The sequence below is a fragment of the Nonomuraea maheshkhaliensis genome, assembly GCF_039529435.1.
In the GTDB taxonomy this organism is placed as follows: Bacteria; Actinomycetota; Actinomycetes; order Streptosporangiales; family Streptosporangiaceae; genus Nonomuraea; species Nonomuraea maheshkhaliensis.
The window spans coordinates 51,731-73,496 of sequence record NZ_BAAAMU010000025.1; the positions used below are offsets into that span (position 1 = coordinate 51,731).

The 21,766-nt window shown below is 69.6% G+C and carries 21 protein-coding genes; 13 read left to right on the forward strand and 8 right to left on the reverse strand.

Annotation, left to right across the window (positions count from 1 at the left end):
• Positions 1–79 precede the first annotated feature (79 nt).
• Complete coding sequence (locus ABFX54_RS19070; protein ID WP_346106537.1) at positions 80–745, forward strand: tetratricopeptide repeat protein; 666 nt, start codon at positions 80–82, stop codon at positions 743–745.
• A 71-nt stretch (positions 746–816) separates the two neighbouring features.
• Here ABFX54_RS19070 and ABFX54_RS19075 read toward each other — a convergent pair whose 3' ends face one another.
• The 4 genes from ABFX54_RS19075 to ABFX54_RS19090 all read right to left on the reverse strand — a co-directional run bounded on the left by ABFX54_RS19075 (position 817) and on the right by ABFX54_RS19090 (position 4,852).
• A complete protein-coding gene (locus ABFX54_RS19075) occupies positions 817–1,935 on the reverse strand; it encodes a serine hydrolase domain-containing protein (protein ID WP_346106538.1) in 1,119 nt (372 codons plus the stop codon).
• A gap of 69 nt (positions 1,936–2,004) precedes the next feature.
• The gene (locus ABFX54_RS19080) at positions 2,005–3,054 is read right to left on the reverse strand and encodes a tartrate dehydrogenase (RefSeq protein ID WP_346106539.1); all 1,050 of its coding nucleotides are present in this window, start codon (positions 3,052–3,054) and stop codon (positions 2,005–2,007) included.
• Positions 3,055–3,110: 56 nt separating this feature from the next.
• Complete coding sequence (locus ABFX54_RS19085) at positions 3,111–4,016, reverse strand: LysR family transcriptional regulator (RefSeq protein ID WP_346106541.1); 906 nt, start codon at positions 4,014–4,016, stop codon at positions 3,111–3,113.
• A gap of 29 nt (positions 4,017–4,045) precedes the next feature.
• A complete protein-coding gene (locus ABFX54_RS19090) occupies positions 4,046–4,852 on the reverse strand; it encodes a Clp protease N-terminal domain-containing protein (protein WP_346106543.1) in 807 nt (268 codons plus the stop codon).
• Positions 4,853–4,915: 63 nt separating this feature from the next.
• Here ABFX54_RS19090 and ABFX54_RS19095 point away from each other — a divergent pair, with 63 nt between their 5' ends.
• The 4 genes from ABFX54_RS19095 to ABFX54_RS19110 are packed head-to-tail and all read left to right on the forward strand — an operon-like array spanning position 4,916 to position 9,695.
• Complete coding sequence (locus ABFX54_RS19095) at positions 4,916–6,376, forward strand: serine hydrolase domain-containing protein (protein WP_346106544.1); 1,461 nt, start codon at positions 4,916–4,918, stop codon at positions 6,374–6,376.
• Positions 6,366–7,565, forward strand: a complete 1,200-nt coding sequence (locus tag ABFX54_RS19100) for an AAA family ATPase (RefSeq protein WP_346106546.1) — start codon at positions 6,366–6,368, stop codon at positions 7,563–7,565. The genes ABFX54_RS19095 and ABFX54_RS19100 overlap by 11 nt, the downstream gene beginning before the upstream one ends.
• Positions 7,558–8,937, forward strand: coding sequence for a vWA domain-containing protein (locus ABFX54_RS19105; RefSeq protein ID WP_346106547.1), 1,380 nt, complete (start codon positions 7,558–7,560; stop codon positions 8,935–8,937). The genes ABFX54_RS19100 and ABFX54_RS19105 overlap by 8 nt, the downstream gene beginning before the upstream one ends.
• Entirely contained in the window at positions 8,934–9,695 is a 762-nt protein-coding gene (locus ABFX54_RS19110; protein WP_346106549.1) for a hypothetical protein, read from the forward strand. Before ABFX54_RS19105 ends, ABFX54_RS19110 begins: the two co-directional genes overlap by 4 nt.
• Positions 9,696–9,705: 10 nt before the next feature.
• Here the strand turns inward: ABFX54_RS19110 and ABFX54_RS19115 are convergent, their stop codons facing one another.
• Complete coding sequence (locus tag ABFX54_RS19115; protein WP_346106551.1) at positions 9,706–10,596, reverse strand: LysR family transcriptional regulator; 891 nt, start codon at positions 10,594–10,596, stop codon at positions 9,706–9,708.
• 107 nt (positions 10,597–10,703) lie between these two features.
• On the opposite strand from ABFX54_RS19115, the gene ABFX54_RS19120 reads away from it, so the two are divergent.
• The 5 genes from ABFX54_RS19120 to ABFX54_RS19140 all read left to right on the forward strand — a co-directional run bounded on the left by ABFX54_RS19120 (position 10,704) and on the right by ABFX54_RS19140 (position 13,763).
• Complete coding sequence (locus ABFX54_RS19120; protein WP_346106553.1) at positions 10,704–11,204, forward strand: cysteine dioxygenase family protein; 501 nt, start codon at positions 10,704–10,706, stop codon at positions 11,202–11,204.
• 12 nt (positions 11,205–11,216) lie between these two features.
• Positions 11,217–11,714 carry a pyridoxamine 5'-phosphate oxidase family protein gene (locus ABFX54_RS19125; protein WP_346106554.1) on the forward strand — a complete coding sequence of 166 codons (498 nt, stop codon included), beginning with the start codon at positions 11,217–11,219 and terminating at the stop codon, positions 11,712–11,714.
• 28 nt (positions 11,715–11,742) lie between these two features.
• The gene (locus ABFX54_RS19130; RefSeq protein WP_428834537.1) at positions 11,743–12,219 is read left to right on the forward strand and encodes a VOC family protein; all 477 of its coding nucleotides are present in this window, start codon (positions 11,743–11,745) and stop codon (positions 12,217–12,219) included.
• Between the two features lie 513 nt (positions 12,220–12,732).
• Positions 12,733–13,320 carry a DUF5994 family protein gene (locus tag ABFX54_RS19135; protein ID WP_346106556.1) on the forward strand — a complete coding sequence of 196 codons (588 nt, stop codon included), beginning with the start codon at positions 12,733–12,735 and terminating at the stop codon, positions 13,318–13,320.
• 119 nt (positions 13,321–13,439) lie between these two features.
• Entirely contained in the window at positions 13,440–13,763 is a 324-nt protein-coding gene (locus ABFX54_RS19140; RefSeq protein ID WP_346106558.1) for an STAS domain-containing protein, read from the forward strand.
• A gap of 51 nt (positions 13,764–13,814) precedes the next feature.
• On the opposite strand, the gene ABFX54_RS19145 is transcribed toward ABFX54_RS19140, so the two are convergent.
• From ABFX54_RS19145 to ABFX54_RS19155, 3 genes are all read right to left on the reverse strand, one after another.
• Positions 13,815–15,638 (reverse strand): ABC transporter ATP-binding protein, encoded by a 1,824-nt coding sequence (locus ABFX54_RS19145; protein WP_346106560.1) that lies wholly within the window; start codon positions 15,636–15,638, stop codon positions 13,815–13,817.
• Positions 15,638–17,470: an ABC transporter ATP-binding protein gene (locus ABFX54_RS19150; protein ID WP_346106562.1), complete on the reverse strand. Its 1,833-nt coding sequence runs from the start codon at positions 17,468–17,470 to the stop codon at positions 15,638–15,640. Before ABFX54_RS19150 ends, ABFX54_RS19145 begins: the two co-directional genes overlap by 1 nt.
• A 345-nt stretch (positions 17,471–17,815) precedes the next feature.
• Complete coding sequence (locus tag ABFX54_RS19155; RefSeq protein WP_346106563.1) at positions 17,816–18,673, reverse strand: dioxygenase family protein; 858 nt, start codon at positions 18,671–18,673, stop codon at positions 17,816–17,818.
• Between the two features lie 244 nt (positions 18,674–18,917).
• Between ABFX54_RS19155 and ABFX54_RS19160 the strand changes: the two genes are divergently transcribed.
• The 3 genes from ABFX54_RS19160 (at position 18,918) to ABFX54_RS19170 (ending at position 21,762) form a co-directional block, all read left to right on the forward strand.
• Positions 18,918–19,148, forward strand: a complete 231-nt coding sequence (locus ABFX54_RS19160) for a hypothetical protein (RefSeq protein ID WP_346106565.1) — start codon at positions 18,918–18,920, stop codon at positions 19,146–19,148.
• Complete coding sequence (locus ABFX54_RS19165) at positions 19,145–21,220, forward strand: DUF6571 family protein (protein WP_346106567.1); 2,076 nt, start codon at positions 19,145–19,147, stop codon at positions 21,218–21,220. Before ABFX54_RS19160 ends, ABFX54_RS19165 begins: the two co-directional genes overlap by 4 nt.
• Before the next feature lie 125 nt (positions 21,221–21,345).
• Entirely contained in the window at positions 21,346–21,762 is a 417-nt protein-coding gene (locus tag ABFX54_RS19170) for a hypothetical protein (protein ID WP_346106569.1), read from the forward strand.
• Positions 21,763–21,766: the final 4 nt, after the last annotated feature.

A 21,766-nucleotide genomic window follows, 5' to 3' on the forward strand; every position in this document is an offset into this window, starting at 1 on the left:
CCGAAGGCTTGTCGAGATCGTCGGAGCACGGTCTCATGGACCGCGTACGAGGGGTGTCGCCGAGGTGAGCGGAGCAGCTGTGGAAGGACCGATCGAGAGGGCCAAGCTGTCCTACGAGCGCGCTGTCTTCGCCGGCGAGGTCGGTGAGCTGGCAGCGGCGGAGCGGGATCTGGACAAGGTCGAAGCCGATCTCGCCGTGGCCCGGGGACGGATCCTGCACGCGCGGTTCTTCGACGACCGGCGCGAGGATCCGCGTGAGCTGGAGCTGTTCGAGCGGGCCACCCGCCTGTACCGGACGCTGGGCGACGCGGCGGGCGAGGCGGAGTCGGTGTTCTGGGAGGGGTGCTTCCACCAGGTCGTACGCAGCGACCTGGACCGCGCCGTCCCTCTCCTTGAGCAGGCGTACGAGCTGGCCACGGCCGCGGGCGACCCGTACACCCAGTCGGAGGCCCTGCGGCACCTGGGGATCGCCGACCATACCGCAGGCCGGCTGGACTCCGCCCGGGAACGCCTGGAGGCGGCGGCACGGCTGCGCCGGAAGATCGGGTTGCTGGCCGGTGTCGCCGCCGACCAGGTAGGGCTGATCTACATCGCCGCCTCGCAGGGCCGGCGGGACGACGCGGTGGCGCTGGCCCAGGAGGCGTACGCCACCGCCGAGACGTGCGGGGCCCACCGCATCATGCGGCAGGTCGAGGAGGCGCGTAACCAGCTCATCGCGCAGAACCTCGATCAGGGCGCACCTTGAGCCGCTGAGATTTCGCGGTCACCAGCGCAGGGCTCAGGTCACCGGGCAGCGGTCGGCTGCCCGGTGACGGCTCAGGACTTGGCGCAGAGGGCCGCGTCGAGGGCGGATTCGACGTGGTCGCGGGCCTCCTGGGTCTCCGGGAGGTGGGTGACGGCGATGGCGGCGGCGCGGCCGTCGTCGGTGGCGGCGTTCGTCGTGTAGTAGCCCGGGATGGCGCCCCCGTGCCCCCAAGCCGTGCCCCCGCAGGACAGCTTGACGGCGCTGAGGCCGAGGCCGTATCGGCCGCCGGGGCCCAGCTCAGGGGCCTTGACCGTGGTGCGCATCTGCTTGAGCTGCGCGGGCTTGAGGAGCTTGCCGTCGAGCAGGGCGGAGAAGAAGCGGTTGAGGTCGCCGGGCGTGGAGATCATCTGCCCGGCGGTCCACGCCTGGGACGGCTCGAACGTGGTGACGTCGGTACGCGGCTTGGCCGGGTCGTCGCGGTGGTAGCCCTTGGCGTGCGGGCTGCGCAGGGTCTGGTCGCCGACGTTCGGGAAGTAGGTGTGAGCCAGGCCGATCCGGTCGATGGTCCGCTTGGTGATCTCCTCGATGGCGGGCCGGCCGGTGACCTTCTCGATGAGCAGGCCGGCCACGATGTAGTTGGTGTTGGTGTAGACCCATTTGTCGCCCGGCTCGAACTGGGCCTTCTTCTTCAGCGCCAGATCGAGCAGGTCGCGCGGCTGGAAGTAGGTGTGCTGGTAGGGCAGGGCGCCCTTGGCCAGGAAGTCGGTGTACTCGGGCAGGCCGCTGGTGTGCTGGAGGAGCTGGCGTACGGTGATGCGGCGCCCGTCGACGCCCTTGCCGCGCAGCAGGCCCGGCAGGTACGTCTCGACCGGCCCGTCCAGCTTGATCTTGCCCTCGCCCACCAACTGCAGCACGGTCACGGCGGTGAAGGTCTTGGTGTTGCTGCCGATGCGCACGTACCCGTCGGCCGGCACGTCGTCGCCCGCCGTGTAATCGGTCATCTTGCCGTGACGGTCCTGGACCGAGGCCTGCACGGCGGGGAACTTGTCCTTGCCGACCAGGTCGTCCAGCACGTCCTGGAGCGGGGCCGGAGCGGCGTCGGCCTGCGCCGGGGCGATGGACGGGCCGTAGAGGACGGCGAGGGCAAGGGCGGAGGCGCCGGTCCACCGGCGAGTACGTACGGGGATCATGCGGTCAAACTTACGGAAACTCCCGGAAGATCATCGATCCCGCAGCCGGGAGATCCGTGGTAGTGCCAGCTATACCAGCAGCGCCAGAACGGCCTGGGTGAACTCGTCCGTGCCGGCCGTCCCGCCCAGGTCACGCGTCCGCACGTCACCCTTGGCCAGCACGGTCGCGATGGCGGCCACGATCTGCTCGGCCGCCTCGGCATGCCCCAGGTGGTCCAGCATCATGGCGGCCGACCAGATGGCCCCGATCGGGTTGGCCACCCCCCGCCCGGCGATGTCGGGAGCCGAGCCGTGCACGGGCTCGAACATGGACGGGAACTCGCGTTCCGGGTTGAGGTTGGCCGACGGCGCGATGCCGATGCTGCCCGTCACCGCCGCCGCCAGGTCGCTGAGGATGTCGCCGAACAGGTTGGAGCCCACGATCACGTCGAACCGGGACGGGTCCAGCACCAGCTTGGCGCAGAGCGCGTCGATGTGCTCCTGGTCCCAGCGCACGCCGGGGTGCTCGGCCGCGCGCTCCTTGACCAGCTCGTCCCAGAACGGGAGCGTGTGCACGATGCCGTTGGACTTGGTGGCGGAGGTCAGGTAGCCGCCACGACGACCGGCGAGCCCGAAGGCGTAGTCGAGCACCCGCGTCACCCCCTTCCTGGTGAACACCGCCTCCTGAACGGCCATCTCGTCGGGGAAGCCGCGGTTCATCCGGCCGCCGATCTCGCTGTACTCGCCCTCGGTGTTCTCCCTGACGACCACGAAGTCGATGTCAGTGGCGCGTACGGGGGCCTCGATGCCGTCGAACAGGCGTACCGGGCGGAGGTTCACGTACTGCTGGAAAGCACGGCGGATCGGGATGAGCAGCCCCCACAGAGAGACGTGATCGGGCACGCCGGGGAAGCCGACCGCGCCGAGGAAGACGGCGTCGAAGCCGCGCAGCCGCTCCAGGCCGTCGGCGGGCATCATCGTGCCCTCGCGCAGGTAGCGCTCGCACGACCAGTCGAACTCGGTGAGCCGGAGCTCGAATCCGTGCCGCCGGCCCGCGGCCCGCGCCACCTCCAGGGCCGCCGGGGTGACTTCGAGCCCGATGCCGTCTCCGGGGATCACGGCGATGTCATGCGTCGTCATGGGTTCGATTCAAGCGGCAGGCGATGGAAACGTCCAAGATGAGCCGCTGATCCGATCTATAGGCCGCGCCTATAAGCGCGTGCCGTCTCCAGGAACGCGGTGGCGGCCGGGGTGAGCCAGCTCTGCCTGCTGACCATGGCCAGGTGCAGCGAGGCCGGCGGGTCGAGGTCGAAGACCAGCGCGCCCGCCTGCTCCGCCAGCGTCCGCCACGCCTCGGCCAGCACGCCGACGCCCACCCCCTTGAGCACCAGCGGCAGGAACGACTCCCGGTGCTCCGACTCGACCGCGATCGACACCTCCACACCGGACGCGCGGATCTCCTCCACCAGGCGGCGCAGGCCGGTGCCGTGCTCGCCGACGATCAGGCGCTGGCCGGCCAGGCTTTCCCGGGGCAGCGTACGGGCGGGCTCGAAGGGGCCGCCGGGCGCGGCGACGAGCACGAAGCGCTGCTCCTCCACCGGATGCAGGCGCACGTCGGAGACCGTGGGCAGTTCCCAGGCCGACAGCAGGCCCAATTCCGTCACGCCCGTACGTACCGACTCGATCACCGCCTGCGGCACCGGCGCGTCCCTGACGACGACCCGCACGTCCGGGTGCAGGCGGCGGAAGTCGCCGATCATGCTGCTCAGCGGCTCCACCGCCGGCGACGGCATCGCGGCGATGGCGACGCTGCCACGCACCATCCCCTGGACGGCGGCCACGCTGGCCCTGGCCACCTCCATGCTGCGGACGACCTGGTGGGCCGGCTCGATCAGCGCCCGCCCCGCGTCGGTGAGCACCACGCGCCGGCCGACGCGGTGGAAGAGCTGGCTGCCCAGATCCTTCTCCAGCGCCTTGATCGCCTGCGAGAGCGAGGGCTGAGCCATGAACAGCGCCCGCGCGCCCTTGCTGAACCCTCCGTGATCGACGACGGCGAGGAAGTATTCGAGCTGCCGGACGTCCACGTGCTGCTCCGCTCCCATAGGCCGGACCTATCGATGACCCTAGCTGGTCACGACTCCCGTGAGCGCAGGAACGCCTCCAGGGCCGCGCGTACGGCCGCCCGCGTCGGCTCCAGGTCGATCCCGTGATCGCGCAGGAACGTGCTGGACCGGTCGCGCAGCAGGCCCAGCAGCATGTGCTCGGTGCCGACGTAGTTGTGCCGCAACTCGGCCGTCTCGGCCAGCGTGGCCGTCAGCACGCGCCGGGCCTCGGGCCCGATCGGAAGCGCCGCCGTCGGCTCTGCGGAGCTCGCCGCCGAAGTCCCGCGCCCGGCCAGGCTCGCCGTCGTGGTCCCAGGCGCGGCGGGGCTCGTCGCCGTCACTTCCGAACCGGTGGTCAGGCTGCGGGCGAGGTCGGCATGCATCGCGGACGGATCCACGTCCTGAGCGGCGATGACCCGTACGGCTAGAGTGTCGGGATCGTCCAGGATGGCGAGCAGCAGGTGATCCGCGCCGACGGCGGACTGTCGCAGGCGACGGGCGTGAGCCTCGGCGCGTTCGAGCGTCTGCTTGGCCCGAGCCGTGTAACGGTCGAACGCCCCTGACTGGGCGAGATCGGCGACGGTGAGGCTGGACCAGCGGCGGCCGTAACGCTGTTGCGCGGCCTGACGGCTGATGCCGAGATGGTCACCGATGTCGGACCACGAGCAGCCTTCGGCCCTGGCCAGCTCGACCAGGTAACCGAGCAACCGGTCACCGATGCCCTGCAGATCGGACAGCACCCCTTCGGCCACGGTGAGGCGGGTGAGGGGGTCGGCGTCGGGGTCGCGCTCTTCGACGATCGACAGCAGGGCGGTGAGGTCTGGCAGCTCGGGCACCGTACCATTATGCCGTCAATGCTTGCCTTGACATTGTTCGAGCGTCAAGGCAAGCATTGACGCATGAACATCGATGGCTTGGCCGAGGCGCTGGACGCGTTCGTGCCGGAGATCATGGATCACTGCGGCACCCCCGGGCTCTCGATCGCGGTGGGCGTCGGCACGGAGGTGGCGCTGAGCAGGGCGTACGGGCTCGCCGACCTGGCCACCGGCCGCCCCATGACCGCGGACACGATCGGCCCCACGGGCTCGGACGCCAAGGCGTACACCGGCGTGGCCGCCCTGCAGCTCGTGGAGCGGGGCCTGATCGGGCTGGACGACCCGATCGACAAGCACCTGCCGATCGTCAACCCGCACGGGCCGCGGCCGATCACCTTGCGCGACCTGCTCACCCACCGCAGCGGGCTCGGCATCAACCTGGGCAATTTCCACCGCGAGCCGCCTCCGCCGCTGGAGGAGCACCTGCGGCGGGTGTTCGCCGCCGGGCGTTCCGACGCGTACGGGGGCGCGCTGACGCCGTTCTGGGCCGGGCCGGTAGGGGCCGCGTACCAGTACAGCAATGTCGGGATCGCCGTGGTCGGGCGGCTCGTCGAGCTGCTGAACCCTGACGGCGTCACGTTCTCGGAGTGGATGGGGGAGCACGTGTTCGCGCCCCTGGGGATGTCGTCGAGCGCCTTCCCCAGGGCGCAACATCCGGACTTCGTCCCGGCGGAGCTGCTCGCGCGCCGTTCGACCGGGTACGCGACCCTGCCCGGGCTGCGCCTGCCGCTCCCCCAGCTCTACGTGGGCGATTACCCGGCGGGGTCCGCGTTGAGCACGCCGTCCGACCACGCCAGGTTCGTCCTCGCCCTGCTCGGCGGGGGCGGCGGCGTGCTGTCGCCCGGCACCGCCCGGCAGATGATCACGGCACAGGCGTCCGGCGGCACCCTCACCGGGCCGAGCGAGGACGTCTCGATCGGGTTCGTGTTCAACGTCTTCGGCGGCGAACACCCCTACATCGGGCACGGCGGCGAGTACCCGTGGGGCTGGAGCCACTTCACCCGCGGCTGGACCGAGGCCCGGGCGGCGCTGGTGATCTCCGCGAACCAGCTTGATCTCGGCGATTTCGGCACCTCCGACCGCCCCAGCCACGCGGCCGCCCGGCTGGTCGCCGAGATCGTCACCGCCTGGGTCCACGGCGCCGATCCGCGCCGCCGCCACGCCCGGGACGGCCTCAGCTACCTGGCCGGGCTGCTGGTCGGCGACCGGCTCACCACCAGGCTCGGCATCACCGCGCGGCCCACCGCCGAGGAGTTGGCCGGGATCGCGGACGGGGCGGTCGTGGGGCCTGGCGTTCCGTGGGATGCGGGGGCGTTCTGTGAGGCTGCCGGGCAGGTGCGGATGAGCGATCATCCGCTGCGGGACAACGCCGAGCTCGTCCTTCGCGAACTGCCCGCGTACGAGCTGGAACTGCTCAAACGGCAGCTCGGCGTGCCTGGGCTCGGGGCGATCTGGCAGAGGGAAGGCGTGGGCCGTGGCGCCTGACGAGCACGGCGAGCCGGCGCCTGAGGAGCGAGACCGACCGACCGCTGAGGAGCACGGCGGGACGGCCGCTGAGGAGTGGAGCAGCCCGGCCGTCGGGGAGCACGGCGGGGTGGCGGCTGAGGCGTTGTCGATCGCGGTGTCGGCCGGGGTGCCCGTCCTGCTGTGGGGCAGTCCCGGCACCGGCAAGACGTCCGCCGTCCTGGCCCTGGCCGAGTCGCTGAACTGGCCGGTCGAGGTCGTCATCGGGTCGATCCGCGAGCCGAGCGACTTCGCCGGCCTGCCGCTGATCGCCGACGGGACGGTACGGCTCGCCCCTCCGGCCTGGGCCCAGCGCCTGGCCACGGCCGGACACGGGCTTCTCCTCCTGGACGAACTCACCACCGCTCCCCCGGCCGTACAGGCGGCGATGCTCCGGGTCGTGCTGGAACGGGCGGTCGGTGACGTGCGACTGCCCGACAAAGTACGCATAGTCGCCGCGGCGAACCCTCCCGAGGAGGCCGCCGACGGCTGGGACCTGGCCGCACCGCTGGCCAACCGGCTCGTACACCTCGACTGGCCGGTGGACGGCAGGCGGATCGCACGCGGCCTGGCCGTCGGGTTCCCCCGGCCGCCGCTGTCCGGCTTCGAGCGGCCGGCCTCACCTGAGGAGGTCGCGCGGGCGCGGGCGATCGTGGCGGCCTTCCTGGAGGTACGGCCCACGCTGGCGTTACACGTGCCCTCCGGCGACGCCGCCGGCAGGGGCTGGCCCAGCCCCCGATCCTGGGAGTCCGCCGCCCGCCTGCTCGCCGCCTGCCAGGCCACCGCCGCCTCGCCCGAGGTGCTGGCCGTGCTCGTGGCGGGAGCCGTCGGGGAGGGGGCGGCGCTGGAGTTCCTGTCCTGGCTGGAACGCCTCGACCTGCCGGACCCGATGGCGGTGCTCGCCGACCCGGACGCGTTCGAGCTGCCCGGACGCGGCGACCGAGCCTTCGCCGTGCTGACGTCGGTGGTGGCGGTAGCGGTGGCCGACGGCAGCGGCGAGCTGTGGGACGCCGCCTGGCACGTGATCGCCAAGGCCGCCGGCACCGCACCCGACGTCGCCACCCTGGCCGCCCGCGCCCTCGCCCACCGCCGCCCACCCGGGGCACGGCTGCCTGTGGCACTGCTGGAGCTGACGCCGATCCTGCGCGCGGCCGGGCTGCTCCATGAGTGAGTCGCTGTCCCCAGACCTGTGGAAGAAGTGGGCGGCGGCCCGGGTCTGGGCCGTGGCACGGGCGCCGTACCTGAGCGGAGCGCTGCTGGCGCTGGACCCGATCGTGGTGCGAGGCAGGCTCGGAGGCTTCCCCACCGACACGGCCTGGCACGTGTACGTCGGGGCGCAGGAGCTGGAACGCCGGAGCGTGCCCGAGGTCGGTTCCTGGCTCATCCACCAGACCGGCCACCTGCTACGGGACCACGCCCGGCGCTACCCGGGCTCGGACGGACGTCTGGAGCGCCGGAACTGGAACCTGGCCACCGACGCGGAGATCAACGACGACCTCACGGACCTACCACTACCACCGGACGCGATCACGCCGGCACGGCTGGAGCTCCCGGAGGGGTGGCCCGCCGAGCGGTACCACCGCGCTCTGCTCGACCGAACGGACACCGTACGGCCGCAGGAGGGGAGCTGCGGAAACTCCCACGACGAACAGCCCTCGGAACGGGACCCCAGAATCGGCCCCGACGAGCGGCCTGCGGGCAGAGACCACGGAAGTGACCGTCACGATGACGGAAGCGACCGTCAGGGACCACCGGCGGACCGCACCAAGGGCGGCGACAGACCACCACCGGACCGCGGCAACGGCGACGACCGACCACCACCGGACTGCGGTAGCGGATGCGACGGACAGCCCCGGCCATGGGAGACCGACAAACCCGGGTTGTCCGCCACCGGCGCCCGCCTCACCGCGCTCGACACCGCCCGCCAAATCCGCGAACGCCTCGACGCCCACGACGACGTCCCGGCCGGCTGGCTCCGCTGGGCCGACCAGGTGCTCGAACCCACCATCAACTGGCGGCGCCACCTGTCCACCACCATCCGCCACGGCCTGGCCCAGGCGGCGGGCCGGGTGGACTACACCTATCGCACCCCGTCACGCAGAGCCGCCGCGCTCCCCGGCGTCGTACTGCCGAGCCTGCACCGCCCGGCCCCCTCGGTCACCGTGCTGATCGACACCTCAGGCTCGGTCACCGAGAGCATGCTCGGCCAGGCGCTGGCCGAGGTGACCGGCATCCTCCGAGCCGTCGGCGTCGGACGGCGGAGGGTGACGGTGATCTCCTGCGACGCGCGGGCATACCGCCCCCAACCCCTCCGCCGGATCTCCGATCTGCGACTCGGCGGAGGCGGCGGAACCGACCTCCGCGCCGGGTTCACCGCCGCACTCGCCTCGGGGCCACCGCCGGACCTGATCATCGCACTCACCGACGGACGCACCCCGTGGCCCGACCGCCCTCCCGCCCGTAGCCGCGTCATCGTCGGGCTGCTCAACACCGGCGGGCAGGCCCCTTCGTGGGCGCGAACCGTACAGATCGGAGAAGCATGACCCACCACTTCGACCCCGCGCCCTACCGCGCGGCCGGAATCCCCGACGACGAGGCCCGCCGCTGGTGGGAATGGCGGCTGACGGCGGCGCAGGCATCCGCCTGGCGGCACGCGGGGATCACCGACCCCGCACTCGCCACACAATGGACGACCGCCCGCATCACCCCCGAAGCCGTCGCCACCTGCCACACTGCCGGGCTCGGCGCACCGGAGGCACTGCTCTGGCACGAGTACGAGTTCACCCTGGACGAGGCACTGACGTACCGGGAGAAAGGGTTCACCCCGGACCAGGCGTTCGACATCAAGCACGGCCGCGAGCCACGCCGAACAGACGACCCCACCGCCCCCGGCGACGCCTTCACCAGCCTCATGTCCTTCGGCGCCGACGACCCGCGAGACCGGGCCCAGCGCTTCATCCGCCGCGCGGGCAACGCCGGCGCCCTGGTCATGTACAGCTACCTCGACGCCGACTGGGTGAACGACGAGGCCATCGCCTGGGCCGGGTACGGCATCGACGCCTCCACCGCGCGCATGTGGCAGGAACTCGGCCTCAGACCCGCCGAGGCACGCCGCTACATCCAGCGCGGCCTCACCCCGATGGCGGTCGCCCGCGAGTGGTGGCAGGCCGGAATCCCGTTCGAGGAGACCGCGTCCTGGGCGGGCGCGGGCCTCACCGCCGAGGAGGCCGCCGACCAACGCGCCAAGGGAGTCACCGCCGAACAGGCCGAAACCCTCCGCGCCCTACGCGACGACCCCTGATCCTGATGCGTCAATCCGCTGGGGACGGCTCGCCAGGGTGGACCTGCTCAACGGCCCGGTGCAGCGCGCCGATGAAGGCCGTGGTCGCCGGCGGATCCGGCGGATCACCATAAGAAGCGAGATAAACCCGCCGCCGAAAGTCACTCAGGACACTGGCCTCGATCCCAGGCGCATGGTGGGTACGCAACGTCAGCCCCGGCATGGTCGTCACCCCCATCCCCGCCGCGACCAGTGCCTGCTGAACGATGGTGTCGTCGGTGATGTACGCGATGGCCGGAACGAATCCCACCCTGGCGCACGCCTCCAGGAAGTCGCGCCGGCAGTTCTCGCAACCCGCGATCCAGTCGGCGTCGCGATTGCCTTCCAGCGTCTGGCCGGGTTCCAGGCTGAGCAGGTACATCGGGTCGTCGAACAGATGCGTCGCGCGGATGTCATCCGGGGTGGCGTCGTCGTAACGGAAGACGACCGCGACATCGACCTCCCCGGCCCGCAGCAGATCGAGCGCCACCCGCGGATGGGCCTCGACCAGGTGCAGCTCGATGCCGGGATGCTCACGACGCAGAGTGCCGGCCGCGTGCGGCACCAGCGCCGCGAGCGCCGACTGGAACCCGGCGACCCGCACCCGGCCAGTTCGCAAACCCACCATCGCGGACAGTTCCGAGGCAGCGGCGTCGACCCGGCCGACGATCTCGGCAGCGCGACGGGCGAGATGTTCGCCCTCCGGAGTGAGCCGGATGCCCCGGCCGACCCGCTGGACGAGCTTGGCCCCGGTCTCAGCTTCCAACCGGGCCAGATGACGGCTGACCGCAGGCTGGGAGTAGTTCAGTTGCTTGGCGGCCTTGGTGACCGAGCCCTGCGCGGCGATCGCCGCGAGCACCCTCAACCTCGCGATATCCAGCACGCATACAGAGTACGCATGAATTAACCCAAATATTGTCATTAGACGTATAAGTCGTCACTTGGGAGCCTTGAACAGGACGAACCCACTCCGCAAAGGAGAGCGTGGCCATGACCCGCACCCTGATGCCCCTCACCGACCTCGCCGCCGCCATCCGCCGAGCGGTGGCCGTACGGACCGACTGGACGGACACCGCGGAACTGGTCGCGGAAAGCCTCCGCGCACACCTCCCAGGCCCCGAGATCCTGACCCCCGACCAGCGCCTCGGCGAGCCCGACCGAGTCGCGGGCCACCTGCTGCACGTCGAGCCCGACGGAGCGTTCTCCATCCTCGGCCTGGTCTGGCGCCCCGAGCAGACCACCCGCATCCACGACCACATCACCTGGTGCGTCGTGGGCGTGCTGTCGGGCGTCGAGCACGAGGAACTGTTCGACGAAGCCCTCACCCCCATCGGCACGCGGGACAACCCGCCCGGGGAGGTCAGCGGCTTCGCGCCGCCCGGCGACATTCACCGCATCCGCAACATCGGCGACGAGATCGCCATCAGTCTGCACATCTACGGCACCGACATCTCCCGCGTGGGCTCCAGCGCCCGCCGCTACTACAACTGAGAGGTTTCGCTCATGGACCAGCACGCCATCGACGAGGTACTGAACCGCCCGCTCAGCCAGGAACTACTCGCCCGCGACCTGGCCAGGCTGGCGTTCGTCGCGCTGGACGGCACGCCGCGCGCGATCCCGATCGGCATCGTCTGGAACGGCACGGAGATCGTCATGTGCACCGCGACCAACGCCCGCAAACTGCCGGCGCTGCGCCGCAACCCCGCGGTCGCGCTGACGATCGACACGGAGTCACACCCGCCGAGGGTCCTGCTCCTTCGCGGCAACGCGGAGCTGGACGTCGTCGAGGGCATCGCGGACGAGTACCTCCAGTGGAACGGCACGTACGAGATGACGCCGGAGCAGCGCGCGGAGTGGGAGGTGGGCGTGAAGGCCCTCTACGACGGCATGGTCCGGATCGTGGTGAAGCCGACCTGGGCCAAGCTGATCGACTTCGAGACCACGCTCCCCACCGCCATCGCGGAGCTCATGCAACGACAGCAGGACCGCCAGAACGCCTGAGCCCGCGCCCGTCCCGGAAAGGACCATCATGAAGAACACCGACCGGCACAGCCCCCGCCCTGGACGCGGGACGGTCCAGCGGCTGGACAACATCGCCATGGTCGTCGACGACCTCCCGTCCGCCAAGGCGTTCTTCGCCGAACTCGGACTGGAGCTGGAAGGCGAGGCGACGCTCGAAGGCAGCGTGGTGGATCGCGTCGTCGGACTCCACGGAGTTCGTACGGACATCGCGATGATGCGCACCCCGGACGGCCACAGCCGCCTCGAACTGACCAGGTACCACACACCGTCCAGCCCGGCCGGCGACCCGCACGCTCCGGCGAACACGCTGGGGACCCAGCGCGTCATGTTCGCCGTCGAGGACATGGACGACATCCTCGACCGCCTGCGACCGCACGGGGCCGAACTCGTCGGCGAGCTGGTGCGATTCGAGACCAGCCACCGCCTCTGCTACCTCCGCGGTCCAGCGGGCATCATCGTCGCCCTCGCCGAACAGACCGGGTGATCCTCTCAAACAACCTTGCCCCCACCCTCACGCCAATCGACCCGAACCCCGCACACCCAGACGACCGGACCGCGCTCAACCCGAACTGGCCGGAACAAAGCCAGTCCCCGCACGACAGTGGGGCGACTGGTGCCGGAAGTAGGTGTTGCAGACCTGGCAGTAGCGACCACCCCTCGCCAACAGCGTGGCGTGATCGCCCTCCTCTCACCGGCCGGCCGGCGAGTCGCTCTGCACCACCCGGGGCGGGGCGTCGACCAGCGCGCCAGCGGCGTCACCGCCGAACAGGCCGAAACCCTCCGCGCTCCGCGTGACGGCACCTGGCCCAGCGGGCGGGCCTGACCGCGGATGTGCGGCTCGCCCTTGCGGGCCGACAGGCGCACGTCCGCCAGGTCGAAGGACGTCATGAGGTAGACTGAAAGTACCGAAGGCTTTTCGAACGTTGGCATTCAGGTCTGCGTCGCCCCCGGCGAACCACCACCGGCTCCTTCAGGGGCCTGGACAGGTCAGGCGACCATGACGCCGACGCTTCTTTCTCAATCCGCACCGCTCAGCTCCGCCTCGCCCACGATTCCTCGGGTCGACTCCGCGCTACGGCTCAGTCTCCGCCCGGTGCCGAACCGGCTGAGTGTGGTGGACGGGGCCTGGTGGCCCTTCTCCTGTGACGCGGCCGCCGAACTGCCCGGCCTCATCGCCGCCGTGGACCGGCTGCTGGATCGGGTCACGCTCCGCATCGGCCTGCATGGCGATGTGTGGCGGAACATCCCGCGCCGCATCCCGGCGCGCGGGCGTCAGGTCCGCGTCGGCTGGTTCCGCCACGCCGATCCGCGAGTGATCACTCTCAGCTTCGCCGCCGGCGAGCCGGTCGTCCTGCTGCTCGTCCCTTCGGGCACCGCCGCCGGCACCGCCGAGGCCACGCTCAAGCTCACCGTCCAGGACATCGCCGGTTTCAGCATCGACGCCATCCTCACCCTCGCGCAGCTGCCCGCCGGCCCCGCTCCGCATGCCATGGCCGACGGTTCGGCCCGCTGGGAGAACGAGGGCGGATCGGTCATCGGGCAGGTGACGCAGGCATCCGTGGGACGACCGACAACGCAGCCATGACCCATGTGCCGCCTGCCGGCCGGATCGAGCGGCCCTTGCATCGCCCGTACTGGCGGCGGGCCGATCTTCGGTCGGCAGGCTTCTTATTACTTTCGGCTTCTCCCGTGAGGAGAACTTCCATGATCGCCATTGACGCAGCCTCGCCCGCCGAGATGAACGCCTCGGCGCCGACCCTCGTGCAGTTGTCGGGGGACATCGACATCTTCACCACCGCCCGGCTGCGCCAGCGGCTGATCGACACCCTCGGCCACAGCAGCGGCCTGCTCGTCCTGGATCTGTCCCAGGTCACCTTCTGCGGGGCCGGCGGGCTCGGCGTGCTGGTCGGCGTGCAAAACCGTGCCCAGGCACGAGGCATCACGCTGGCCTTGACCGGCGTTCCCCCGCGCGTAGCCTGGCTGCTGCGCATCACCGGGCTGGACCACCGCTTCCTGGTCATGGAATGAGTGGCCTGCCGACCCGCGTTCCTCCTGGCCCGAACCCGACCCGCCCGCCACTCACCCCGAACTGACCGGGACGAAGCCGGCCCCCGCCCGATAGTTGGGCGACTGGTGCCGGAAGTAGGTGTTGTAGACCTGGCAGTAGCGCCCACCCCGGGCCAGCAGCGTGGCGTGATCCCCCTCCTCCACGATCTGCCCGTGGTCGAGCACGATGATCCGATCGACATGCTCGATCGTGGACAGCCGGTGAGCGATGACAATGGAGGTCCGCCCGGCCAGCACCACGTCCAGCCCTTCCTGAATCTGCGCCTCGGTCAGCGGATCGACACTCGCCGTGGCCTCGTCCAGCACCACGATCGCCGGATCCTGAATGAGCAGCCGGGCCAGCGCGACAAGCTGCCGCTGCCCCATCGACAGGGCACGCCCGTGCTCGCCGACGTCGGTGGCCAGCCCGTTGGGCAGCGCCTCGATCCAGTCACCGCCGCCGACCGCCGACGCGGCGGTCAGCACCTCGTCATCGGTGGCCTCCGGTCGCGGATAGCGGATGTTGTCCGCGACCGTGCCGCTGAACAGGAACGGAGCCTGCGGCACCGCGCCGATCTGCCGCCGGTAGGAGGCCAGGTCGAGGGTACGGATGTCGCGGCCGTCGATCAGCAGGCGCCCTTCCTGGAACTCGTAGAACCGAGTGATCAGCTTGCTGAGCGTGGACTTGCCCGCCCCGGTGTGCCCGACGAGCGCGACACTCTCGCCCGCCTCGATCCGCAGATCGAAGTCACGCAACACAGGATGCGCGGCGTCGTACCCGAACGTGACCCCCTCGAACTCGATCCGCCCGGCCAGCTCCCCGGCCGGCTGCGCGTCGCTCTGCACCACCCGGGGCGGAGCGTCGATCAGCGCGAAGACCCGTTCCGACGCCGACAGCCCCTGCTGGAACTGCGACCAGAACGCGGCGATGGACGTCAGCGGCATCCAGAAGAGCGCGACCCCTTGCAGGAACAGGTACCAGTCACCGGCGGACAGCCCGCGGGTGAGCACCGCCGAGCCCCCGAGATAAACGAGGGCGACCGTCGCCAGCCCCGCCACGAAGAACAGCACGGGAAAGATCCCGGAGAAGACGAACCCCTGCCGCAACGTCACCTGGTAACTCTGCTGGTTGATCGGCCGGAACTCGTCGTAGACCTGCTGCTCCTGGCGGAAGTTCTTGGCCACGGCGATGCCGCCCATGGTCTCCTGCAAGTTCGCGTTGACCCGGCTCAGCGAGCGCTGCGCGCGCCTGGTGCTGGCTCGGGCGAGCCGCCGGAACAGCAGCGCCAGGCCCACCACGATCGGCACCACGAGCAGCGTGAGCAAGGCCAGCTCGACGCTACGCGCGAACAGCAGCACAGTCACGAACAGCACCATCAGCACCTGGCTGATCAGGTCCATGGTGAGGGTGGAGACGGTGGCGAAGTCGTCGGTGTCGGAGGTCACCCGGCTGACGATCCGCCCGGACGGCGTCTCGTCGTAGAACGACATGTCTCGCTCAAGCACGGCGTCGAACGCGTCCTCGCGCAACCGCAGCACCACGTCGCCGGTGACCCTGGAGCTGAACCACTGGCGGACGAAGTTGAACACCCACCCGAGCCCACCCGCGAGCAGCACCCCCACCACGAACATCCATCCGACCTGGCCGATCGTGCCGTCGGCGACGGCGTCGACGACGTAGCTGACCAGCAGCGGCGTCGCGGCGTGGCTCATCGAGGCGGCCACGATCATGCCGGCCACCAGGAACATCGCCCCGGCCTTGGGCCGGAAGTAGGTGACGATCCGGCGCAGCAGGTCGCGGTCGTTGTAGGTGCGGTCGTAGTCCTCGGCGTCGAGGCCGTCCATGATGAAGCCCATCAGCGAGCACCTCCCTGCTCACTCGCCAGAATCGGTGCGCTGTCTTCCGCCTGGACGCCGGCCTCGTCGTAATGGGCGAAGATCCGCCGATAGAGCCGGCTCCGTTCGATCAGCTCGTCATGCGTCCCGCAGTCGACCAGTTCGCCCCGCCGCAGCAACAGCACCTTGTCGGCCCACCGGATCTGGGAGAGCCGATGGGTGATCAGCAACGTGGTCCGCCCGTCGAGAATGCGCCCGATGGCCTGCTGAATCCTGTCTTCAGTAGCCGAGTCGATGGCACTGGTGGAGTCGTCGAGCACGAGGATCGCCGGATCGGTCAGCAAGGCCCGCGCGATGGCCAGCCGCTGCCGCTGCCCGCCGGACAACGTCACGCCCCGCTCGCCGATCACCGTGTCGTAGCCGTCGTCCAGCTCGCCCACGAACTCGGCGGCCTGCGCGTCCTCAGCAGCCCTGATCACGGCCTCGCGATCGGCCCGCTGACCGAGGCTGAAGGCGATGTTCTCGGCGACCGAGCGGGAGAAGAGCACGATGTCCTGCTCGATCGTGGAGATCTGGGAACGCAGCGAGTCGAGGTCCCAGTCGCGTACGTCGACACCGTCGACCAGGATGCGCCCGGAGGTGACGTCGTAGATGCGCGGCACCAGCTTCGTCAGCGTGCTCTTGCCCGACCCGGTCTCCCCCACGATCGCCACCGTCTCGCCCGGTTTGACGGTGAACGACAGCCCGCGCACCGCCGGCTCGCCACCGTCGTCGTAGCCGAACGTGACGTCATCGAAGACGATCTCGCCGGTGATCGGCGCGGCGTGGCCGTCGTCACGCTGCTGCAACTCGGTGTCGGAGGTGACGATGTCGAGGATCCGGCGCGCGGAGGCGATGCCGATCTGGACCAGGGAGAAGGTGAAGATCGACATCTGGGTGGGGAAGCCCAGCATGACCACCAGCCCCATGAACGCCACCAGCTCACCGACCGAGATCGCGCCGGTGCTCTGCATGTAGAGGCCGTGCCATAACGCCCCGCCGACCGCGCCCGCGAACAGCAACGTCGGCAGGTAGCGGGCCTGCACCAGCCCGTTGCGGACGAAGGAGTCACGGTAGAGGCGCGCGTACGAGCGGAACCGCCTGCGCTCCTGCCCCTCCTGCGCCATCACCTTGATCACCTCGATGCCCCGCACGGCCTGGCTGAGCCCGGCGTTGAGGTCGCCGAACTGCTCACGCATGCGGGTCGCCACCGGGTTGAGCTGACGCATGTAGTGCCACAGCGCGGCGACGAAGAAGACCGCGAAGACGCCGGGCACCAGCAGCAGCCTCGGATCGATCGCGGCGATGAAGAACAGCGGCACGAGCCCGGACAGCCCCGAGTCGACGATGAGGTCGATGCCCGGCGTGACCATGATGGACAGCTGCCGGATGTCGTTGGCGGCGCGGGCCATCAGGTCGCCGACGCGCTGGCGGTTGTGGAAGGTCTGGCTCTTGCCGAGCAGGCTCACGTACAGCTCGTCGCGGGTGTCACGTTCGAGCCGTTTGGCCAGTACCTCGCTCGACAGCCGCGCGACGATGTCGGACAGACCGCGCGCCACCACGACGACCAGCAGGATCAGCGCGATGAACCCCAGCACGGAGGCCGCGTCACCGCCCCGGCCGAGCACGGCGTCGAAGGCCGCGCCGGTGAGCTGCGGCACCGCGGAGTTGAGCACGATCATGACGAGCGAGCCGCCGAGAAAGCCCAGCAGGTGGACCGGATGGCCGCGCAGATGGGACCAGAGCCAGCGCACCGGGCCACGCCGGTCGTAGCGCTGACCGGAGACGGTGAACTCCGAGTTGTTACCGGTCACGACCGTGGCCTCCCCGATGCAGGCGATGAGCGGGCTTCGAAACTGTTTTCTATCACCGGGGTACGACAGTTTCCCACCGCATTACCGACGGCCGGCCCGCACCCCGCCGGAATCGACCCCACCGGAACGGCCGAGCCCGCAAACCGACCTGGGCACACCCTCAGACCGACCTTGAGCGCACCCTCGAACCACCCTCAACCGACCGATCCCACCGCCCGCCCCGACCCCCAGCCGGCGCACGTCACTTCCACCCCACACCCACGATCACCGTACGCCACCACGCAGTCTCTGCACGCATCCGCAGATCACTTACCGCGACCCGCCACCCCCCAAACCCGACCGTCGTCAGGCGCCCTCCTTCCACTCCACCGGCACCAGATTCACATCAAACTCGATCTCCTCGTACGGGACGTCCATCCCCCACCCCTCCGTACGCGCCCGCGGACTACGCACAAGCTCCTCCTTCACCGCGTACGCCGCATCAGACCCCAGATAGGGATCCCCAGCCAGAAACACGTGTGTGATCAGCGGTCGATGCCCTTCAGCCGCGACCCGATAGTGCAGGTGAGCAGGCCGCATCGGATGCCGCCCGATCGCCCGCAACAACACACCCCCCGTGCCATCGGTAGGAACGGGATAACTACTCGGCCGAATCGTCCGGAACCAGTACCGCCCATCGTCATCGGCCGTGAACACCCCACGAAGATTCCCGAGCTCCTGCGCATCATCCTGACTGTCATACAGGCCGGCATCACTGGCCTGCCACACCTCCACGGTCGCCCCCGCGAGCGGCGTACCGTCACAGTCGAACACCCGCCCATGCACGACGGTAGGCACCCCGCGCTCCCGCTCAGGCCCATCACTCACCCAACCGCCCAGCTCCCGCACAGGAGCAGGCGAGTGAAACGGCCCCTCCACGGACGACGGCGTCATGTTCGCCGGCCCGACATGGTTGACGTCATCCACGGCACTGGTCAGCCCGAGCATGTCGGACACCAGAATGAACTCGTTGCGCTCGGGCGTGCACATCTTCCCCGTCTCGACGAGGAAAGAAAGCCCCGCCAGCCACTCCTCGGGCGTCGGCCGCACCTCCTCGACAAAGGCGTGCAGATGACGGACGAGCGCGGAGACAAGCTCGTTGACTCGGGGATCGTCCCCATCGATCTGATCCAGAACCTGACGCACCAGCGGGTTCGCATCCATACCCGGAGTCTCCCGCCGTCCACTCCCGGAGGAAACCCGCACGCCCAAGAAACGAGCGACACCACGGAACGGAATCACTCAATAACGCACAGCCATAATCTGAGATAGCAACAGCCCGTATCGCCCTTTCACCGCGTCTCCATGCCTTTTCGGTGTACAACCCGCCGAACTCCCGCTGCACGCCCCCTGACCTCGTTACGCTTCGTATGGTCAACTCGCCCGTCGGCAGCCGCAGGGGACCAGGATGGCGACGCAGGAGCAGATCGACGCCGCTCGCCGGCAGATCGAACGGTTGCGCGATCAACATGACGGCGACATCCGCGGACTCCTCCATCTCCTCGACGCCGGCGCGATGAAAGGCCCAGCCGCCGACAAACTGGCCCGCGAGGCCCAGACCTGGGACCAGACGTACAAGGGCATGTTCACCCGCGCCCTCGGCCTGCTGGACACCCTCCGCCCGGACGGTGCCTCATGATGAGCCCAGAACCGACACCACTCGGCATCGACCCGGCCCTGATGACGCAGCTCATCTCGTTGATGAAGCGGCTGAGCAGAACCGTCCCCGAGGTGGGCGCCCAGGTGGACAAGGCGTTGAACACTGTTCAGCTCACCCTGTACGGCCCGGGCACGGCCCGCGACGTCGGCCACCAGATCGGCGCGAAGGTCCCCGACCTGCAACGCCGGCTCGATCTCATGCTGGCCGCACAGAAGGTCGCGCTCGACGCGTCGAGGTCACTCTGGGCGGACGAGTCGAAATGGCTCTCCGACACCCCCGCCGCCGGCGCCGCCACGGCCAAGCGGCTCGCGGACGCCCTGCGTACCGGCATGAAGAACGGCACCATCGACAAGGCAACCCTCGACGAGCTGCGCAAACACCAGGACGACCCGTACTTCGCGGTCGCGTTCGCCACCCAGATGCCGCCGCATGAGCTCAAGCAGCTGCTCTCGTCGCTCTACCGCCGCCAGAACACGGCCTCGGGCGCCGACCCGGAAGTGCTCGCCGAGCTGGACAAACTGTCCGCCGCCCTCAGCACCATCCTCGGCACCGCCTCGCGGGGCGCCGGCGACATGAAGCTCCCCAAGGGGTACGTCGACCAGTTGCTCAAGCATCTCGACACGCCGGAGACCACGTTCGCCCTCAACAAGCTCCTGCGCACCGGCAAATTCGACGACGCCTTCCTGCGCGAGGTCGCCACCAAGGTCTACGACCACGAGCGCGCGCAACCGCAGGACTCCCTGTACTGGCGCAACATCATGCCCGCCACCCAACCGGCGAACCACCTCCCGGCCGCCTACAAGGACCCGATGGCCGCCGTCGCCGCCGCACTGGCCAACAACCCGCGGGCCGCCCAGGACTTCTTCACCGACCCGAAGCGCAAGCCGCTCGACTACCTCATGCGCGAACGCGTCTGGTACGAGGCCACCGACAGCGACCTCGGCCACGCCCTCGAAGCCGCGACGACCACGTTCCGCGACCACGACCTGCCACCGGGGCAGTCCCGCGGCTACACCTCAGCCCTGATCGCCTCCTGGACCATGCGCTTCTGGTCCAACCCCGCCGTCCAGTCCAACCTCCGCAACACCCGCCAGAGCGTGGGCAACATCCTGAGCTCGTACGCCAGCGACTTACACCGCGTATCCGGCCAGCGAACCTCGCAGCAGCCGGGAGTACTGACCGTCCCCGACCCCGATCCCCGACTCAAGGGCGTGCAGCCCTACGGTGCCCTGCTGGATCGGGACGGCGTGATGAAGGTGATGAAGTGGGCCTTCGAGGACCCCCTCGCCTTGAAAACGGTGGTGACCGCCCACGGGCAGTACAGCATCAACGTGCTGAACGAGCGGGCTGCGAAGGTCGCCGCGCAGAACCGTTCCGAGTTCGAGGAGTGGCGAAGAGCCCACCCTGAAGCGACGACCGCCGAGATCAACGCCGAACGCCAGAGGATCCTGGAGGACCGCATGTCGGGAGCCGGTGGCGCCGGCTTCAGCTCGGACGTGGAAAGACTGAGCCGAACCCTGTTCGTCATCACCGATGCCGGGAACCTCGCGAAGATCAACAAAGCCGACGCGAACGACCGCATGTTCGGCGCGTTCAAGGACGCCGTCACCAGCGTCGCCAACCTGGCCCCTGGGCCGCAAGGCAAGATCAGCAGCATGCTCTTCGACAAGGGCAAGACAGCGGTTTTCGGGCAGGTGACAGGTCAGCAGGGTGCTGTGGCACGCAGCCAGGCGCAGTCCACGCTGGGCCAGAGCATGGCCATGTTCTCCGACATCACATCCGATGTGATGATGCGGCATGGCCTATTCGGCGATGGCGAAGTTCCCGCCGCCACGCACCCCCATGCGTCCGTCAACCACCCACGCGGCTCCGCGGGGGCTTTCGTGGAAGGCAACAAGATCGTGCCATGGAGCCAGATGACTCAGGAGCAGCGCGACGCCTACGAGGAATGGCAGGGTCTCGGCGACGTGGCACAGGTCTTCCGCGGCCCCATGAAGGCCGTGCAAGATGGTTTCAAGCAGGTCGGCGGCTCCGAAAGTGCAGGCCCATGAGAGCTTCGTTCCTCGCGCCCGTCCTGCTCGCAGCCGCGGCGGTCATGTCAGCCTGCACCTCCCCTCCACCGCCGCCCGACACGCGACCGCTGGGCAATGTGACAGCTTCCCCCCAAGAATGCGGCTTGATCTCCAGAGAGGCCATCGTGCGTGCCACCGGCCTCAAGGAGTTCGACGCATCCGGCAGTGAGCCGGGCGGGCCGTTCTCGTACTGCCTGGTCACGGATCCACAGAATGAGACCCGCGAAGCCTTGCTGTCGATCCAGTTCGACGACCCGTCAGCCCTGTCCCTGCAGGAATTGGAGAGCACGAAGAAGCACGATCGCGGCGTGGACCTCCCCGGCGATCTCGGCCCGGGATTCACCGCCGAGTTCGAGGGCAAGGCAGGGCCGAGCACGTACGCCTACGCCTGGACCCCCGACACCCGCCGCCGCCTCTCCATCTGGATCACCCCTGGCGCCCCCGGACGCGACCACCGAGCCGACGCCATCGAATTCGTCCGCTACCTCAAGCCCATCCTGCTGACACCCGGCGGACAATAACCCG

Bases quoted from the DNA above. Each gene is read 5' to 3' on its own strand.
- ABFX54_RS19075 (WP_346106538.1), bottom strand. From the start codon at position 1,935: ATGATCCCCGTACGTACTCGCCGGTGGACCGGCGCCTCCGCCCTTGCC.
- ABFX54_RS19080 (WP_346106539.1), bottom strand. From the start codon at position 3,054: ATGACGACGCATGACATCGCCGTGATCCCCGGAGACGGCATCGGGCTC.
- ABFX54_RS19085 (WP_346106541.1), bottom strand. From the start codon at position 4,016: ATGGGAGCGGAGCAGCACGTGGACGTCCGGCAGCTCGAATACTTCCTC.
- ABFX54_RS19095 (WP_346106544.1), top strand. From the start codon at position 4,916: ATGAACATCGATGGCTTGGCCGAGGCGCTGGACGCGTTCGTGCCGGAG.
- ABFX54_RS19105 (WP_346106547.1), top strand. From the start codon at position 7,558: ATGAGTGAGTCGCTGTCCCCAGACCTGTGGAAGAAGTGGGCGGCGGCC.
- ABFX54_RS19110 (WP_346106549.1), top strand. From the start codon at position 8,934: ATGACCCACCACTTCGACCCCGCGCCCTACCGCGCGGCCGGAATCCCC.
- ABFX54_RS19120 (WP_346106553.1), top strand. From the start codon at position 10,704: ATGACCCGCACCCTGATGCCCCTCACCGACCTCGCCGCCGCCATCCGC.
- ABFX54_RS19125 (WP_346106554.1), top strand. From the start codon at position 11,217: ATGGACCAGCACGCCATCGACGAGGTACTGAACCGCCCGCTCAGCCAG.
- ABFX54_RS19130 (WP_428834537.1), top strand. From the start codon at position 11,743: ATGAAGAACACCGACCGGCACAGCCCCCGCCCTGGACGCGGGACGGTC.
- ABFX54_RS19135 (WP_346106556.1), top strand. From the start codon at position 12,733: ATGACGCCGACGCTTCTTTCTCAATCCGCACCGCTCAGCTCCGCCTCG.
- ABFX54_RS19140 (WP_346106558.1), top strand. From the start codon at position 13,440: ATGATCGCCATTGACGCAGCCTCGCCCGCCGAGATGAACGCCTCGGCG.
- ABFX54_RS19145 (WP_346106560.1), bottom strand. From the start codon at position 15,638: ATGGGCTTCATCATGGACGGCCTCGACGCCGAGGACTACGACCGCACC.
- ABFX54_RS19155 (WP_346106563.1), bottom strand. From the start codon at position 18,673: ATGGATGCGAACCCGCTGGTGCGTCAGGTTCTGGATCAGATCGATGGG.
- ABFX54_RS19160 (WP_346106565.1), top strand. From the start codon at position 18,918: ATGGCGACGCAGGAGCAGATCGACGCCGCTCGCCGGCAGATCGAACGG.
- ABFX54_RS19165 (WP_346106567.1), top strand. From the start codon at position 19,145: ATGATGAGCCCAGAACCGACACCACTCGGCATCGACCCGGCCCTGATG.